Annotated in this window: 17 protein-coding genes; 9 read left to right on the forward strand and 8 right to left on the reverse strand. The window is 37.5% G+C overall.

Annotated elements, in window-relative coordinates; genetic code table 11:
• Positions 1 to 74 precede the first annotated feature (74 nt).
• The 5 genes from ACY2A0_RS18845 to ACY2A0_RS18865 all read left to right on the forward strand — a co-directional run bounded on the left by ACY2A0_RS18845 (position 75) and on the right by ACY2A0_RS18865 (position 5907).
• Entirely contained in the window at positions 75 to 1403 is a 1329-nt protein-coding gene (locus ACY2A0_RS18845; RefSeq protein WP_461790922.1) for a LysM peptidoglycan-binding domain-containing protein, read from the forward strand.
• On the forward strand, positions 1393 to 2031 hold the full coding sequence (locus ACY2A0_RS18850) for a uridine kinase family protein (RefSeq protein WP_113639225.1): 639 nt from the start codon (positions 1393 to 1395) through the stop codon (positions 2029 to 2031). The genes ACY2A0_RS18845 and ACY2A0_RS18850 overlap by 11 nt, the downstream gene beginning before the upstream one ends.
• 175 nt (positions 2032 to 2206) lie before the next feature.
• On the forward strand, positions 2207 to 3541 hold the full coding sequence (locus tag ACY2A0_RS18855) for a sn-glycerol-1-phosphate dehydrogenase (protein WP_461790923.1): 1335 nt from the start codon (positions 2207 to 2209) through the stop codon (positions 3539 to 3541).
• Between the two features lie 34 nt (positions 3542 to 3575).
• The gene (locus tag ACY2A0_RS18860) at positions 3576 to 5069 is read left to right on the forward strand and encodes an MFS transporter (RefSeq protein ID WP_461790924.1); all 1494 of its coding nucleotides are present in this window, start codon (positions 3576 to 3578) and stop codon (positions 5067 to 5069) included.
• A gap of 7 nt (positions 5070 to 5076) precedes the next feature.
• Positions 5077 to 5907 (forward strand): HAD-IIA family hydrolase, encoded by an 831-nt coding sequence (locus ACY2A0_RS18865; protein WP_461790925.1) that lies wholly within the window; start codon positions 5077 to 5079, stop codon positions 5905 to 5907.
• Between the two features lie 57 nt (positions 5908 to 5964).
• Here ACY2A0_RS18865 and ACY2A0_RS18870 read toward each other — a convergent pair whose 3' ends face one another.
• The 5 genes from ACY2A0_RS18870 to ACY2A0_RS18890 form a co-directional block, all read right to left on the reverse strand.
• The gene (locus ACY2A0_RS18870) at positions 5965 to 6162 is read right to left on the reverse strand and encodes a cold-shock protein (protein ID WP_461790926.1); all 198 of its coding nucleotides are present in this window, start codon (positions 6160 to 6162) and stop codon (positions 5965 to 5967) included.
• A gap of 80 nt (positions 6163 to 6242) precedes the next feature.
• On the reverse strand, positions 6243 to 6878 hold the full coding sequence (locus ACY2A0_RS18875) for a peroxiredoxin (RefSeq protein ID WP_461790927.1): 636 nt from the start codon (positions 6876 to 6878) through the stop codon (positions 6243 to 6245).
• An 89-nt stretch (positions 6879 to 6967) separates the two neighbouring features.
• Positions 6968 to 7888 carry a DUF72 domain-containing protein gene (locus ACY2A0_RS18880; protein WP_461790928.1) on the reverse strand — a complete coding sequence of 307 codons (921 nt, stop codon included), beginning with the start codon at positions 7886 to 7888 and terminating at the stop codon, positions 6968 to 6970.
• A gap of 209 nt (positions 7889 to 8097) precedes the next feature.
• Positions 8098 to 9207, reverse strand: a complete 1110-nt coding sequence (locus tag ACY2A0_RS18885) for a S1C family serine protease (RefSeq protein ID WP_461790929.1) — start codon at positions 9205 to 9207, stop codon at positions 8098 to 8100.
• Between the two features lies 1 nt (position 9208).
• Positions 9209 to 9775: an RNA polymerase sigma factor gene (locus ACY2A0_RS18890; protein WP_461790930.1), complete on the reverse strand. Its 567-nt coding sequence runs from the start codon at positions 9773 to 9775 to the stop codon at positions 9209 to 9211.
• Positions 9776 to 10212: 437 nt separating this feature from the next.
• Between ACY2A0_RS18890 and ACY2A0_RS18895 the strand changes: the two genes are divergently transcribed.
• The 4 genes from ACY2A0_RS18895 (at position 10213) to ACY2A0_RS18910 (ending at position 12975) form a co-directional block, all read left to right on the forward strand.
• A complete protein-coding gene (locus ACY2A0_RS18895; RefSeq protein ID WP_461790931.1) occupies positions 10213 to 10422 on the forward strand; it encodes a PG1828 family lipoprotein in 210 nt (69 codons plus the stop codon).
• Between the two features lie 186 nt (positions 10423 to 10608).
• Positions 10609 to 10818, forward strand: a complete 210-nt coding sequence (locus ACY2A0_RS18900) for a PG1828 family lipoprotein (protein ID WP_113639234.1) — start codon at positions 10609 to 10611, stop codon at positions 10816 to 10818.
• Positions 10819 to 10953: 135 nt separating this feature from the next.
• Positions 10954 to 12300 (forward strand): adenylosuccinate lyase, encoded by a 1347-nt coding sequence (gene purB, locus ACY2A0_RS18905; protein WP_461790932.1) that lies wholly within the window; start codon positions 10954 to 10956, stop codon positions 12298 to 12300.
• A 126-nt stretch (positions 12301 to 12426) separates the two neighbouring features.
• Positions 12427 to 12975, forward strand: a complete 549-nt coding sequence (locus ACY2A0_RS18910; RefSeq protein ID WP_461790933.1) for a NifU family protein — start codon at positions 12427 to 12429, stop codon at positions 12973 to 12975.
• Positions 12976 to 13017: 42 nt separating this feature from the next.
• Here the strand turns inward: ACY2A0_RS18910 and ACY2A0_RS18915 are convergent, their stop codons facing one another.
• From ACY2A0_RS18915 to ACY2A0_RS18925, 3 genes are all read right to left on the reverse strand, one after another.
• Positions 13018 to 13479, reverse strand: coding sequence for a heme-binding domain-containing protein (locus ACY2A0_RS18915; protein ID WP_461790934.1), 462 nt, complete (start codon positions 13477 to 13479; stop codon positions 13018 to 13020).
• 137 nt (positions 13480 to 13616) lie between these two features.
• The gene (locus ACY2A0_RS18920) at positions 13617 to 14408 is read right to left on the reverse strand and encodes an inositol monophosphatase family protein (protein WP_461790935.1); all 792 of its coding nucleotides are present in this window, start codon (positions 14406 to 14408) and stop codon (positions 13617 to 13619) included.
• A gap of 4 nt (positions 14409 to 14412) precedes the next feature.
• The gene (locus ACY2A0_RS18925) at positions 14413 to 15567 is read right to left on the reverse strand and encodes a prolipoprotein diacylglyceryl transferase (protein WP_461790936.1); all 1155 of its coding nucleotides are present in this window, start codon (positions 15565 to 15567) and stop codon (positions 14413 to 14415) included.
• Positions 15568 to 15626: the final 59 nt, after the last annotated feature.

The following is a 15626-nucleotide window of genomic DNA, read 5'->3' on the forward strand; positions in this document are numbered from 1 at the left end:
GTTCCGTTAATTTACTTTGTTAACGATACTATTTATTATTCGTATAATTGTACCTCAAAAATTTAAAAATATAGATGCTTAAACGATATATTTTAATTTCAGCGCTATTGAGTTCGGCAAGCGCATTCGCTTCCAAACCACTGGATTCGATAGGCGTAGAAAACAATAATGGCAAAAAACTCATCGTACATAAGGTTGATCCTAAAGAGAGTTATTACTCAATCTCAAGAAAGTATAATGTTAATGTAAAGGATATTCAGAGCTATAACAATAATGCAAGTTTACAGATAGGCCTTATTATCAAAATACCTACAGAAATTCCATTTAACGAAAAAACAAATAATAACGCTCCTACCAGTAATAATGCAGGCTTTTTTAATTATACCGTTGTAGCAAAAGACAACCTTAATTTGATTGCTGAAAAATTTGCCACCACCATTGAAGACATCAAAAAATTAAATGGGTTGAGTGGCAATAACCTTCAAATCGGGCAAACGCTAAAAGTTCCTTTCACTAAAACCAATAACGTTCAAGCTCCAGTTGTAGCAACCAAAACACCAGAACCAGCGCCTACAACAACGTTAAGTACCACAGTAACTGAACACACTGTTAAACCAAAAGAATATCTAGGGGTAATCGCTAAAGAGTATGGCGTGACTGTGGAGGAATTAAAATCGCTGAACAATCTTAGCTCGAACAACCTACAAATTGGACAGGTATTAAAAATCCCAGCGAAATCTGCTAGTTCTGAAGCAACTCCATCTACTCCACCTGTAGAAAGTAAAACTACTGAAACAAAGGTAGCTGAAAATAGAGTAACTGTGCCGGTGAGCACTGCCGTGAAACCAGAATCGTCTTTTGAACATGTGGTAGCCAATGGCGAAACCATTTACTCCATCGCACAGAAATACCAACTTACTACATACCAAATTAAGACCGCGAACAACTTAAATAGCAATGATTTGGTTGTAGGGCAAAAGCTAGTTATAAAGGGTGAAAAGCCGGCGGCAGTAAGTCCAAATACAACTAGTACGGAAGACGACGGAGATAGCACAGATAACTCCAATACGCTTAAAAACCCTGCATTAAAGCGTCCAGCTGCTGTTTACGGGTTAAATAAAATCGAAGAAAAAGGTACTGCAGTATGGATTTCTGATCCAGATTTAGATCCCAACAAGATGCTTATCTTACATCGTACTGCACCCATTGGAACGGTTATTCAAATTACCAATCCTATGACTAATCGCTCTACCTTCGCAAAAGTTGTTGGTAAATTTACCGAAAATGAAACTACCAAAGATGTAATTATTGTAATGACAAAGGCTGTTGCTGATGCCGTAGGTGCTCTCGACAAGCGTTTCTTCTGTAATTTATCCTATGGACCAAAAGATAATGAAAAGTAACAAGCCTGTAATTATTGGTATTGCTGGAGGAAGTGGCTCTGGCAAAACATTTTTCTTGCATAGCTTTCTTCATCATTTTAAAACAGATGAAGTAACCTTAGTATCGCAAGATGATTATTATATTCCTGCTGGAGAAATGACCCAAGAGGAAAACAAATTATACAATTTCGATTTACCGAGTACAATTGACGACCAACAATTTTTGTTGGATATCAAAAAGCTAATTCACGGCGAAACGGTTTACAAAAAAGAGTACAATTTCAACAATCCCTTAGCAGTTACTAAAATTCTGGAGATTCATCCTGCGCCAATTGTCATTGTTGAAGGACTTTTTATCTTGCATTTTGAAGAGATCAATAGCCTAATTGATTACAGGATTTTTATAGAAGCAGACGAAAACATCGCGTTGGAACGTCGAATTCAGAGAGATGGAATAGAACGCGGTTATCCAGAAGAAGATGTACTTTACAAGTGGCATAATCATGTCGTACCGGCATATAAGGAATACCTATTGCCATATCGCGAAACATGTGACCAAATCATTTACAACAACTCTAACGAAGCGGACGACATCATACGCATCACAGAGCAAATGTCGGCAGAGTTTAAGAATAACTATTGCGGATAATTAGCCAATAATTTTTGAAAGCGCCTGATCGAGGGCGCTTTTTTTATGCATTGTTATCGACATAAAGAACATTTCAAAATGTTATTTTTATAGTTTTGATTTGTTTTATTTTTTTAAAAATCGTTTATTTGATCAACCAATAACCCGCCTCGGTGTAAATTATTTTTAAAACCTAATGTCGAAAGTAACTAGTGCTTTAAAAGCTGCCAGAGAAACAAAAGCTTTGATAATTGAAGAAAATGCTTCAGAAAAAGCACATGAGCTTTTTAAATCACAATTTCCCAACAAAGCTGCTATTATAATAGCGGATGCGACAACGTTCCATTTATTGGGAAAAAGCATATCGAAACAATTTGAAAGCAATGGAGTTGAACAATTTACGCCGTACATTTTTCAAGATCCAGAAATTTATGCTGAATATAAGTACGTGCAAGAGTTAGTTGATGTTCTAAAACAACATGATGCTATTCCTATAGCAGTTGGATCGGGCACCATTAATGATTTAACGAAATTAGCAGCCCACCTCACTAACCGACCTTACATTTGTATAGCAACTGCGGCCTCGATGGATGGATATACGGCATTTGGTGCTTCCATTACCGCCAATGGAGCTAAGCAAACTTTCAATTGTCCTGCGCCACAAGCATGCATTGCTGATATCAATATTTTAAGTCACGCTCCAAGTGAAATGACAGCTGCTGGTTATGCTGATTTGTTTGCGAAAATCACTGCAGGTGCCGACTGGATTTTGGCAAATGCGCTTGGTGTAGAGCCTATTGATACAACAGCTTGGAGTATAGTGCAAGATGGACTACGTGAAGCGCTATCCAATCCAGATGGAACAAAAAACGGTGAAGCGCAAGCCATCAACCAACTTACCGAAGGCTTGATGCTGGGTGGTTTCGCTATGCAGTGGTCTAAATCAAGCAGACCAGCTTCTGGAGCTGAACATCAATTTAGTCACTTGTGGAATATGGAACACCATTTAAATAATGGCAGGCATATCTCCCATGGTTTTCAAGTAAGTATTGGCACGCTTGCAATCACCGCACTGTACGATTTAGTGATAAACACTGATTTTAGTGAACTAGACATCGACGCCACATTAAAACAATGGCCTAATTTAGAACAACTTCAAAAAGAGGCGCTAACAATATTTAAGGATACAGACTTTCCAGAAATTGGTTTGCAAGAAACCACGGCGAAATACAGTAATCATCAAGAATTAGCGCTACAACTACAAAAACTAAAAGACAATTGGCCACAGATTAGACAGCAATTAACAAAGCAAATTGTTCCTTATACTGAAGCTAAAAAGAAACTTGCAGCAGTTGGCGCCCCTACAGAACCTGAGCAAATAGGCATAAGCCGACAAAAATTAAAGGACACTTTCGTTAGGGCGCAATATATCCGCAGAAGATTTACCGTACTAGACCTAGCAGTAAGAACTGGCTACCTAAAGCAGTGGCTTGATCAGCTCTTTGGCAAAGGCGGCATCTGGGAGATCTAAATGAAACAGCGATCTGACTTTAAACTGAATTAATATGAACCAACATACAACTGACAGCACCCAAAGTACAAATAGCAAGCTTTTTAAGTATTGGCAAACTCGAACCATCATTGCCACAATGATAGGTTACGCAGTGTTCTATTTTGTAAGGAAAAACTTCTCATTTGCCATTCCAGGATTGACCGCCGAATACGGAATCACTAAAACTAGCTTCGGCATTATCATGACGCTAGTAACGATTATTTATGGCATCTCTCGTTTTCTAAACGGACTTATTGCCGATAAAATGAATGCTCGCTATCACATGTCAATAGGCCTGTTTCTATGCGCCATTGCAAATTTTGCATTTGGGTGGGGATCAGATTTAAGTGCAATTTTCACTGGACAAACCGGCGGGCCAATGTTCACCAATACTATGGTCCTAATATTCGGAATCATATTGATTATCAACAACCTAATTCAAGGTAGTGGCTTTCCACCAGTAGCTCGACTATTAACACACTGGATACCACAAAATGAACTAGCTACTAAAATGTCAATCTGGAACACGTCGCACTCCATTGGAGCCGCTTTAGTAGCCATATTAGCTGGTTACATCATGGGTTCAATGGGCACCAATATGAGCAACAATCCTGAAATAATTAACGCTATTGCCGCTAATTTAAAAATTGATGTGAACGACACAGAAAAGATGAAAAGCGTAATCGAATCAGCTTCACATTACGGTGCCTGGAAATGGTGTTTCTGGATCCCTGCTGCTATTGCATTGGTTGGCTCCATCGGTTTGTTCATCGGATTACGCGATACACCTTCCTCAGTAGGCTTACCCGAACTTCATAAAACCTATAAAAAAGGAAAAGAATCGTCGGCCGAGTTTAAAGCATTCATCAAAAAATCAGTATATCGTAACAAATGGATTTGGATACTCGGCATTGCCAATTTCTTTGTTTACGTGGTACGCTTTGCCGTATTAGATTGGGGACCTACATTTTTGAAAGAAGCACACGGCATGACCTTATCCAACGCCGGTTGGACAGTGGCAATATTCGAAATATTTGGCATATTAGGCATGTTGGCTGCTGGTTGGGCTACTGACAGATTTTTGGAAGGCAAAGCACACCGCACTTCACTTTATTGTATGGTAGGAGTTGCCATCTTCATGACGATATTCTTATATCTTCCAGACAACACTCCTTCGTGGTTAATGATTTTCGTATTAGCAATGTGTGGTTTCTTTATCTACGGGCCTCAAGCACTAATTGGTATTGCGGCAGCCAATCAAGCAACTAATCGTGCTGCTGCCACGGCTAATGGACTTACCGGGCTTTTTGGATATGCAAGCGGGTTAGTGTCTGGAGTTGGTGTGGGTTTTATGGTGGATACGCTTAGCAAAACAAATCCTGATAATGCTTGGGATTATGTATTTATGATGATGATCGGCATGGCCGTAATTTGTGTGTTTATTTTTGCTTTAATGTGGAAAGCAAAAGCACACGGATATGATGATTTAGAAACAAAAGAAGCCTAATTGGTATATGACGCAAGAAATTAAAGAACAGCTGAAAAAAATCAAACATTTTGCTTTGGATATGGATGGAACAATCTATAACGGAAGCACCTTATTCCCTTTTACCAACAGCTTTTTAGGTTATTTAAAAGAAAATGGTATCAATTACTCCTTTCTTACCAACAATCCATCAAAAAGTACCAGCGATTACCTTAAGCATTTAGAAAAAATGGGCATCGAAGCTACGGAAGACGAAATGTATACTTCAGCGGTAGCTACGATCAACTACATCAAAAAAAATTATCCAAGTTTTAAACGACTTTTCATTTTGGGAACGCCAAGTATGATTAAGGAGTTTGAAGCTGCCGGTTTCGTATCAACTGATGACAGTGCTGATGACAAGCCGGATGCGCTTGTTGTGGGATTCGATACCTCGCTAGTGTATTCAAGATTATGCAGAGCAGCGTACTGGGCAAGCCAACAACTACCTTACTTTGCTACCAATCCTGATTGGGTTTGCCCTACAGACCAGCCTAATATTTTGGTTGATTGCGGTTCCATTTGCGCCTGCATTGAAGGAGCAACCAAAAGGAAACCTGATGCTATTATCGGCAAGCCAGATCCACAGATGCTGGATGGCATCATTTATAAATACAACTTGAAGCCAAACGAAATTGCTATGGTTGGCGATAGAATTTACACCGACGTACAGATGGCTATCAATGCCGGAGCTCTCGGAATTTTAGTACTTTCTGGCGAGGCTACACTGGAAGATGTAGCAACATCCAGCGTAAAACCACCAATTGTAGCAGAAAATTTAGCGGAAATACAAGAGCTTTTAATAAAATGTAAACCATAAAAAACTAAAAAGGCTTTCAAAATGAAAGCCTTTTTATCTTATAATGGAGTATAAAGATTAAGCCTTTTTTACATTAATAGCCTGAGGACCTTTTTTACCATCCGCCACTTCAAATTCAACAGTGTCGTTTTCTTTAATTCCATTAATACCACCTTGTACATCTTTAAAATGAACGAAGATTTCTTTGTTGTTTTCTTGGATGATAAACCCGTAACCTTTTTCGGCGTTAAACCATTTTACTTTTCCGGTACTCATTTTAGTTTTAGTTCTACTGTGTTAAATTGATAATTAACGTAAATCTAATGATTTATTATTAACTATCAAGGCTTTATCAATTATTTATTCGGCTGAGGTGTGGTGCGTAAATACGGCTTGATTACTTTGTGGCCTTTTGGGAATTTCGCTGGAATATCCTCAGTTTTGATACTATTAACCACAATTACATCGTCACCATCCTTCCAATCTGCAGGCGTAGCTACACTAAAATTAGCTGTTAACTGCAATGAATCTATTACGCGTAACACTTCGTCAAAGTTTCTTCCTGTGGATGCAGGATAAACGATCATTAATTTCACCTTTTTATCAGGCCCGATAACGAATAATGAACGAACTGTTAACGTCTCAGATGCATTTGGATGAATCATATCATACAAGTTAGCCACTTTTTTGTCCGAGTCGGCGATAATTGGAAAATCAACATTGGTATTCTGAGTTTCGTTAATGTCTTTAATCCAACCTAAATGCGACTCAACTGGATCAACACTAAGCGCTAAAACTTTTACATTACGTTGATCAAATTCATGCTTTAGAGATGCAGTTCTACCCAATTCTGTAGTACAAACTGGCGTATAATCTGCCGGATGAGAAAACAAAACACCCCAGCTATCTCCTAAATATTCATAAAAATCTATCTCTCCTATAGATGTTGTAGCTTTAAAATTTGGAGCAATATCCCCTATTCGTAAACTCATAGTATTATTATTTTAGTTTTAAAATCGATTAATTATGTATTCAAGTTACAAAATCATTTCTGCTTATTCAATACATCTAAACGTATACGCTAGAATAAACCGCCTTGGTTGGGCAAAAATTTTATTCGTGGCAGATCAGCTTTCAAATATTTATTAAATTTTTCGATGGTATAGTCTGCTATGATTGGTGTGTCACTTTCATCATGCTGATGCAGGAAAAAATACACCTCTTCTAAGCCCCTACTTAGCCATTCTTGCAGTCTTTCCACCCAATCATCCACCCTTTTCTTGTCGGAACTATCTAAAAACTTGCCTCCGTTTCCTACAAACCTAATGAACGCCTTTGGAGTGGGTAATTCCATGTGTACGCAATCTCGCCTACCACTTGCATCAGTAATTGCTGCACCAATTTTCAAATCAGCAAGCAACGAAAAAAGCGCTTTTCTATCTGCTGCTACGCTGAACCAATCTGGATGGCGAACTTCTAGAAATAAATTTAAATCCCGTGGTAAAGCTTCTAAATATTGCTTAAGAACTTCGAAGTTCTTTGGCCCAAAGTTATCGCCCAACTGCAAAAAACAAGGCCCTAGCTTATCTCCGAATTGGCTAATGGCTTTTAGATATAAATCGGTTTCTGCGTGGGCATTATTTAATCGTTTAATATGAGTAATGGCCCTGGAAAATTTGGGGCAAAACAAAAAGTCATCTCGCTGATCGGCCATTTCCTTCCACTTTAATATCTGATCTTCTTTAGGAATACCATAAAATACTGCATTCAACTCGATAGAATTAAAATGTTTTACATATTCTCCTAGAAAGTCCTTTTCCTTTGTTTTTGGAGGATATATCAGATTTACCCATTCTTTCCTACCCCATTTGGCGCAACCGACAAAAAACTTAGGATCTTTAGCGGCTTTCCCCTTAAGCGTGAGCTTAGTCTGTTCGCCATCCGCCGGCAAGGCAAAATCAATTTTATTTATTTCGCTAGTTTCTACTCTTCCAAATTCCATTGTTAAATATAATCAGTTAGCCACAGATGCACAGATAAATTTTATTATAAATCTGTTAATCTATATCATGTGTCTTTATTAAATCTTAGCCACAGAGGCACAGATAAAATTTGTTATAAATCTGTGCATCTGTGGCAACAAACACTCTAAAAAGAAAAACCCCGAATACAATTAAATGTTTTCGGGGTTTAACGTATATTATTTTGGCACTAGTTGTTATTGTACACTTTAATCATGAAAACATAATCCTGCATTTTTTCCACTTGCTTATTACGTTTCAGACCTCTTAACAAGCTTTTCTTACCGTAAGACACTCTTTTACTTAGTGAATCCTGTGGAATAGCATTAAGCGCTTCCATAATGTACTTAGATTTCACTGCAAATGTAGCACCGTCTGTTTTGTTTTCCTTACCATTAATGATACCAACAATATTCCCACTGTTGTCTAACAACGGCCCCCCACTATTCCCTGGATTTACTGGAATAGCAACTTGATAAGCCAAAGTATCGCCATTGATACCATTTTTAGAACTCACATAACCATCACCTAACACGATATCATCTTTAGGAAAACCCAAGGTAAAAACAGCCTCTCCTAAACCAGACATACCTTTTTTGATGGTGTAAGGAAGTGAAGGTAAGTTCTCAAATGTTTTATCGTTAATTTTTAGAATAGCAACATCATTTACTGGATCTGTGTAAATGGCTTGAACCTTGTAAGCACCTTTTGCATTTTGTACGTAAATTGAATCTGCGCTTCTAACTACATGATAGGCAGTTACAATGTATCCGTTTCCAGAAATAGCGAAACCTGTACCGCCAAAACTTGCTTTGTTATTAGCATTCCTGCTATTGTTATTTTTATTGGCTTCACGGTTTTTGATATCTCTAATCAAATAATTTTGCGTAATTTTTATTTGATTCATATCCTTGCTCATGGCTGCAAAAGTACCTTCTTGTTGATTACTTTTATGGATAGAAAGCAACGTAACCAAAGACAACAAAACAAACGAAGCAGCAATAGCCACTGCAGATTTATTATTTCTCCAAAATTGGATAATTTTAGAAGGATGTGGTCTTAAATCGTCAGCTAATGCAGCTACATCAATTTGTGCGTGTGCCATATCCATTTGCTCTTTCAGCTTTACAACATGCGCATATTGCGACATCGATTCCAAAAAAACTTTGTGAGCCACCACTTTATGGTCAACCATAGGATCATTGCTCCTCAATTGCTCAAAAGCAGCCTGCTCTTCAGGTGTAAGTTTACCATTTAAGTAATCTTCAATAATAGCCTCTAGTTCTATGTCTTGTCTCATTCTATGATTGAAAAAATATTTTCTTTAATCGTTGCAAACACTTGTACTTCTGAGTCTTGGCATTATCAGCATTGGTATAGCCAAACTTTTCACAAATATCTTGCATGGTTTGGTTGTTAATGTAAAAGTCTTGGATAATAGTCTTACAAGGTTCGCCCAAACCATCTAAAGCCAGCTTCATTCTATCAAACTGCATGTCCTTTTGTTCATGCTGTTCCATATCCTCTTCAACAACCAAAACATCTTCAAAATCTGCGATGTTACTGGTCTTTCTACTTTGCTGTGCCAACTTCTTAAGCCAAATTCTTCTACTTACAGAGTAAATATAAGTCTTAAGTTTACTGCTCAGTTCGAAGCTTCCGCTCTTTACTTTATTATAGAGTACAATGATTGCTTCTTGATAAACATCTTTCGCATCATCCTCATCACCGTTATTATTCAAAATAAACTGAAGCACCATCGGAAAATATGCCACATACAATTTATTTAATGCCTCAGCCGAATTATTAAGTATGCCTAAAACAACCTCCCTATCCGTTGGTGCTGCACTGTTAATCTTTATACTCACTTATTAATACAATTAAATCCAAATGGTAACCCAATAATAATCAAAAAAATAACCGACTTAAATTTTGAGCCTGATACTATGTCTTGAAAAGCAAATGTACTACTACTTATTAATGTATGGTCCCGCTTTCCGCTTAATCTTTTTGTTGGATTTGCTGCAAATCATTATCACTATTACCTATTTCCATTTACTGCAACTAGCGTTTCCTTCACTAACGTTCAGGACCACAGCTATGAAAACAAAAAGTATAACGCGTCAATCGGGTTTACGACACAAAAGCCAGTACAAAACACCTAGTTTTAATACCCAAAGCACAAATAAGTAACCGTTAAAGGAAATAAAAAAATATTTTATCTTTTTTTTAAAACAACGGGTTACCTTTTTACCTTTGCGGCATTAAGAGTAAAATTAATTAATTATTTAATCAGAAAATTAAAATGAAAAACTTATTCAAATTTGGCTTTTTAGCTTTAGCGTTATCTTTAACTGTAGTTGCTTGTTCATCTGAGAAAAAAGCAGAAGCTACTGATTCAACTGCTGTAGATTCAACTGCTGTTCTTGATTCAGCTGCTGCTACTGTAGATTCAGCTGCTAAAACTGTTGATTCAGCTGCTGCTAAAGTTGATTCAGCTGCTAAAGCTCACTAGTCAATAGCTAATGAAATAAATGTCCCGAGGTTTATCCTTGGGATTTTTTTTGCATTTTAACTTCCTAAAAATCAATTAATTATACATTTATTAATTTTTTTCGAAATTTTTCGGGTTACCTTTTAAGAATAAGGGTATTAACCAGTAATTAATTAATTTTATATAAAGTTTAAACTTAAAAACAAAATGAAAAACTTATTCAAATTTGGCTTTTTAGCATTAGCATTATCTTTAACTGTAGTTGCTTGTTCATCTGAGAAAAAAGCAGAAGCTACTGACTCAACTGCAATGGATTCAACTGCTGTTGTTGATTCAGCTGCTGCTACTGTAGATTCAGCTGCTGCTAAAGTTGATTCAGCTGCTGCTAAAGTTGACTCAGCTGCTAAAGCTCACTAGTCAATAGTTGAAACAGAATAGAAAGTCCCGAGTTTAATTACTCGGGACTTTTTTCGTTTACGACATTTCGCTTTTTAGCTATGTTAATAGCCAACAAATGTTAACTTTGCAAATCTTTTTAAAAAACCAGCAACTATGACTTTATCTCCATTGCAAGCGATATCCCCTATTGACGGCCGTTACAGAAAAACCACTTCAGCATTAGCTAATTATTTTTCGGAATACGCTTTAATCAAGTATAGGGTTTTAGTAGAGATAGAATATTTCATTGCACTGGTTGAAGCGAAAATTCCGGGTACCGAAAACTTTGATAGTACTTTATTTTCCAAACTCAGAGATATCTACGGAAACTTTAATGATGCCGATGCGCAGAGTGTGAAGGAAACCGAAAGCGTAACCAACCACGATGTAAAAGCGGTAGAATACTTTATCAAAGCAAAGTTTGATCAGTTGGGCCTCGAAGCCTACAAAGAATTTATCCATTTTGGACTAACTTCACAAGACATTAACAATACTGCTATTCCGTATACGTTTAAACTTGCCCTAACTGAAAGTTATTATCCAGCTTTAGAACAACTGATAGCTGCACTTTCCAACATTGCAAACGAATGGAAAGATGTTTCGTTATTGGCACATACTCACGGTCAACCTGCGTCACCTACTAAATTAGGAAAAGAGTTCATGGTTTTCGTAGAGCGTTTAAAAGTACAATTGGCAAATTTAAAGCAGCTACCAAATGGTGCTAAGTTTGGCGGTGCAACGGGTAACTTCAATGCGCACCACATTGCCTATCCACAAATTAACTGGGTTGAGTTTTCAAACCGATTTGTAAACGAAACTTTGGGTTTAAGCAGGGCGCAATACACCACACAAATTGAACATTATGATCAGTTTGCTGCTCAGTGCGATGCTTTAAAACGTATCAACAATATTATCATAGATTTAGATAGAGATATTTGGACCTATATTTCAAAAAATTACTTCAAGCAAAAAATAAAAGAAGGCGAAGTTGGCTCATCGGCAATGCCACACAAAGTAAACCCTATTGACTTTGAAAATGCGGAAGGAAATGCAGGGATTGCCAATGCATTATTCGAATTTTTAGCTGCGAAATTGCCAATTTCACGTTTGCAGCGTGATTTAACCGACTCAACAGTGCTTAGAAATATCGGCGTACCGATGGCACACACTTTAATCGCAATCAACTCAACATTAAGAGGTTTAGGAAAAATCATACTCAATCAACAGGCTATTGACGCAGATTTGGAAGAAAACTGGGCAGTAGTTGCAGAAGCAATCCAAACCATTTTACGTAGAGAGGCTTATCCAAATCCTTACGAAGCACTGAAAGCGCTGACTAGAACTAATCAAAAAATCACTGCGAATACAATTGCAGCTTTTATTGACGAGCTAGATGTTAATGAGCAAGTAAAGGTGGAGCTAAAACAAATTACGCCTTTTAGCTACACTGGTATTTTTTAAGCGCTAATGGATAATTTGTTCTATTATCATTATTAAATTCAATAGACCATTTTAACTTTAATGACCTAAATTAGACAAGAAGTGGAATAGCAATTCCATATTTTTGTACTATTAAATTTTACATCAATGACTATCAACGTATATACAGAGCAAACTCCAAACCCAGCTACCATGAAATTTATGGTAAATAAGCTGCTTATTAACGGCAGTGAGGATTTTGCCACCAAAGAAAGTGCAGAAAGCTCTCCATTTGCAAAAGAACTGTTTAAATTCAACTTTGTAAACGGCGTTTTTTTTGCTAGTAATTTTGTGACTATCACTAAAACTGAAGACGCAGAATGGAGTGATATTGAAGCTATCTTAAAAGAATTTGTAAAAGGTGCGGTTGAATCTGAGTTGAAGATTAAAGACGCAGCTGAAGAAGCTCCGAATTTTGAAGGAACAGAAACTGAGATTAAGATTCAGCAGATTTTACATGATTACGTAAGACCAGCGGTAGAGCAAGATGGCGGTGCTATTTCCTACAAATCATTTGATGAAGGCGTTGTAACGGTAGAACTAAGAGGTTCTTGTAGCGGCTGTCCATCAAGTACGATCACGTTGAAATCAGGCATACAGAACTTACTGCAGCGCATGGTACCCGAAGTAAAAGAAGTAGTATCAGAAGCATTATAGAAAAAAGAGCTATCACTAAAAGATAGCTCTTTTTTATTAAGTCTATTTCACCTTAGCCTCAATCGCCATTTTTAGACTATTCGCCCAATCGGTGAGCTGTTTTTTCTGAACATCGCTCAATTTCGCATTTCCATGTATGATGGTGTAGGACGGTAAAGGCATATCGCCGCTTGCCACTAGCTCAGCTATTTCGTCCAATTTATGGGCTTGTTTTTTAAGTGAATAAGTACCGAACTCCGAAAAATTAAGCTCCTCCTTACCTTCCACAATATGATCATTTAACCACCAAGCCACTGGCTGTATGTGCGCATACCATGGATAGTTGGTGTTGTTAGAGTGGCAATCATAACAGGACGTTTGAAGTAGTTGACCCGTTTCTTTGGGAACCTGATACACTGCACTAATGTCATTAACCTGCTTTACTTCTGATTTATTTTTCTGTGGCCTAAATAATTGAATAAGCAAAAAAGCGAGCAATAGGCCCAGTAATATTTTCTTTTTCATTGCAGTACTATTGATAAAACAATATACAACTATTGAACGAAGAAAAGTTATTCAGACCTAGCCTTAATCTTAATTTAGAATTTGATTAAAGACAAATTGTACAAAGTAGCCACATTGCGGCGCTAAAAAACACGATATCAGAAGTGCTTTTTAATGGTGTCGAGGATTTCCTGAGTGATTAAGCCATTAGTAGCCACAATTTCCCGCGTCTCTAAATACTCATCACCACCAGAAAAGTTAAGTAGCGTACCACCTGCCTGCTTCACCAAAAATGCACCAGCCGCCATATCATAAGAATTCAAATTGTATTCGAAGTAAGCATCAAACCTGCCACATGCAACGTAAGCTAAATCCACTGCCGCAGAACCTATCCTACGTAAACCATGGCATTTCTGCATCATTTCAGTAAACAATTTGATGTATTGCGGTTGTTTATCAAATTGGTAATAAGGGAAGCCAGTGGCAAGTAAACACTGTGATAAATCTGTGGCTTGCGAAACCCTGATTTCCTTCTTATTTAAAAAAGCTGGCGCACCTTTATATGAATAGAACATCTCTCCCCTATTGATTTCGTAAACAACGCCAAGGATTGGCTCGCTGCCTTCGTAAAGTGCTATACTAATAGAGAAAGTTGGAATGCCATGTATAAAATTGGTAGTTCCGTCTAGCGGATCAATAATCCAAGTAAACGGCTTGTGGTAAGAATTTTCTGTTTCGTCCTCTTCAGTAATAAAGCCGGCCTCGGGAAGTATTTTTGCAAGATTTTTTACCAACTGCCTTTCTGCAGTCTTATCCACATAAGATACGAGATCATTTAGCCCCTTATATTCGATAGCATTTTGATCGAAAGCCAAAGCTTCTTTTCGGATAAAATTACCTGTAAGCCTAGCAATATTAACGACCTTATCACACAACAGTTCTAAATTCATCCGCTTAATAATTAGCCAGTTTCTCTTTATTTTTAACCGAATATGTGACAAGTGAAGCTCCTGCAATGAATAAAATAGCAGAAATTAACTCGGCCTGTGTAAATGGAATACCAGCAACATGATATTTTGAGTTCACACGGATGAGCTCGACTAAGAAACGCTCCAAACCGTTGAACATTAAATAAATGCCAAACATCATTCCTGGCGTTTTTATTTTATCCCTAATTTTCCAAAGGAACCAAAAAATCAATAAGGCGGCGATTACTTCATAAATTGGGGTTGGATATACTGGTTGGGGCAATTCATTACAGAATTTACCCACGCAACCTGGAATGGGAATACCTTCGCCTGCTACATTATTTGGATAAGTGTAAGCCCAAAGCCAATCAGGCAACCAAGAAAATGGTTTCGGATGTGGATTTACAATGCCCCAATCTCCATCTCCAGACATGTGACAACCGATACGGCCGACACCATAGGCCAACATCATACCCGGAGCGCCAACATCAAGCATGTGCAAAGGCTTAATGCCATTTTTATGTGCAATGTATAACACAGCTGCACCACCACAAATTAGCCCGCCGTAAAATGTTAAGCCACTAAAAGAAAGCAGACCAGCGATAGGATCAGCGATAAAACTATCCCAATGCTCTAAATTGTCGAAAATTTTAGCACCTAAAAAGCCCCAAATTGCAGCCCAAACTACCATGTTGCTCATTAATTCGTAAGGATGAACCGTGACCTCGACTTTCTTAGGAGTTGGTAATTTATTTTTATCTTTTTCTTTATAAGACCAGTAAACAAAAAGTGCCGCCAAGGCGATACCTCCTAGTACATTGCCTTTTGTGGATAACAACACACTTTGCGAATCAGCCACAAAAAGTTTATAATTAACAAGTGCATAGATCAACTTGTAACCAATTAAGAAGCCAAATACTGCATTTGATATTAACTCTCCAATACTTGCAGGCTCACCTACATACGTAGTACGTTTAGTCGGCATGATTAAACCCAATGCTTCTTTTCTTTTAAGCTCCTTAGTGAAAGCCCAGTAAGCGGCTAAAAAAGCCAAGGCCACAAAAACACCAAACGTATTAAAAGGCAGGGGAATATTTATACCGAATAAATATGATAAGAAATGGGATACCGTAGGAAACATACTTAATAAGTTTTATCGCAAAAGTACATTTAATTGTTGAATTGTGCGATTTATAAACT

It is taken from the genome of Pedobacter sp., from assembly GCF_965249885.1.
Lineage (GTDB): Bacteria > Bacteroidota > Bacteroidia > Sphingobacteriales > Sphingobacteriaceae > Pedobacter.

Coding starts and splice junctions, on each gene's coding strand:
- ACY2A0_RS18900 (WP_113639234.1), top strand. CDS start 10,609: ATGAAAAACTTATTCAAATTTGGCTTTTTAGCATTAGCATTATCTTTA.
- ACY2A0_RS18850 (WP_113639225.1), top strand. CDS start 1,393: ATGAAAAGTAACAAGCCTGTAATTATTGGTATTGCTGGAGGAAGTGGC.
- ACY2A0_RS18855 (WP_461790923.1), top strand. CDS start 2,207: ATGTCGAAAGTAACTAGTGCTTTAAAAGCTGCCAGAGAAACAAAAGCT.
- purB (WP_461790932.1), top strand. CDS start 10,954: ATGACTTTATCTCCATTGCAAGCGATATCCCCTATTGACGGCCGTTAC.
- ACY2A0_RS18870 (WP_461790926.1), bottom strand. CDS start 6,162: ATGAGTACCGGAAAAGTAAAATGGTTTAACGCCGAAAAAGGTTACGGG.
- ACY2A0_RS18895 (WP_461790931.1), top strand. CDS start 10,213: ATGAAAAACTTATTCAAATTTGGCTTTTTAGCTTTAGCGTTATCTTTA.
- ACY2A0_RS18880 (WP_461790928.1), bottom strand. CDS start 7,888: ATGGAATTTGGAAGAGTAGAAACTAGCGAAATAAATAAAATTGATTTT.
- ACY2A0_RS18860 (WP_461790924.1), top strand. CDS start 3,576: ATGAACCAACATACAACTGACAGCACCCAAAGTACAAATAGCAAGCTT.
- ACY2A0_RS18845 (WP_461790922.1), top strand. CDS start 75: ATGCTTAAACGATATATTTTAATTTCAGCGCTATTGAGTTCGGCAAGC.
- ACY2A0_RS18910 (WP_461790933.1), top strand. CDS start 12,427: ATGACTATCAACGTATATACAGAGCAAACTCCAAACCCAGCTACCATG.
- ACY2A0_RS18865 (WP_461790925.1), top strand. CDS start 5,077: ATGACGCAAGAAATTAAAGAACAGCTGAAAAAAATCAAACATTTTGCT.
- ACY2A0_RS18925 (WP_461790936.1), bottom strand. CDS start 15,567: ATGTTTCCTACGGTATCCCATTTCTTATCATATTTATTCGGTATAAAT.
- ACY2A0_RS18920 (WP_461790935.1), bottom strand. CDS start 14,408: ATGAATTTAGAACTGTTGTGTGATAAGGTCGTTAATATTGCTAGGCTT.
- ACY2A0_RS18875 (WP_461790927.1), bottom strand. CDS start 6,878: ATGAGTTTACGAATAGGGGATATTGCTCCAAATTTTAAAGCTACAACA.
- ACY2A0_RS18915 (WP_461790934.1), bottom strand. CDS start 13,479: ATGAAAAAGAAAATATTACTGGGCCTATTGCTCGCTTTTTTGCTTATT.
- ACY2A0_RS18885 (WP_461790929.1), bottom strand. CDS start 9,207: ATGAGACAAGACATAGAACTAGAGGCTATTATTGAAGATTACTTAAAT.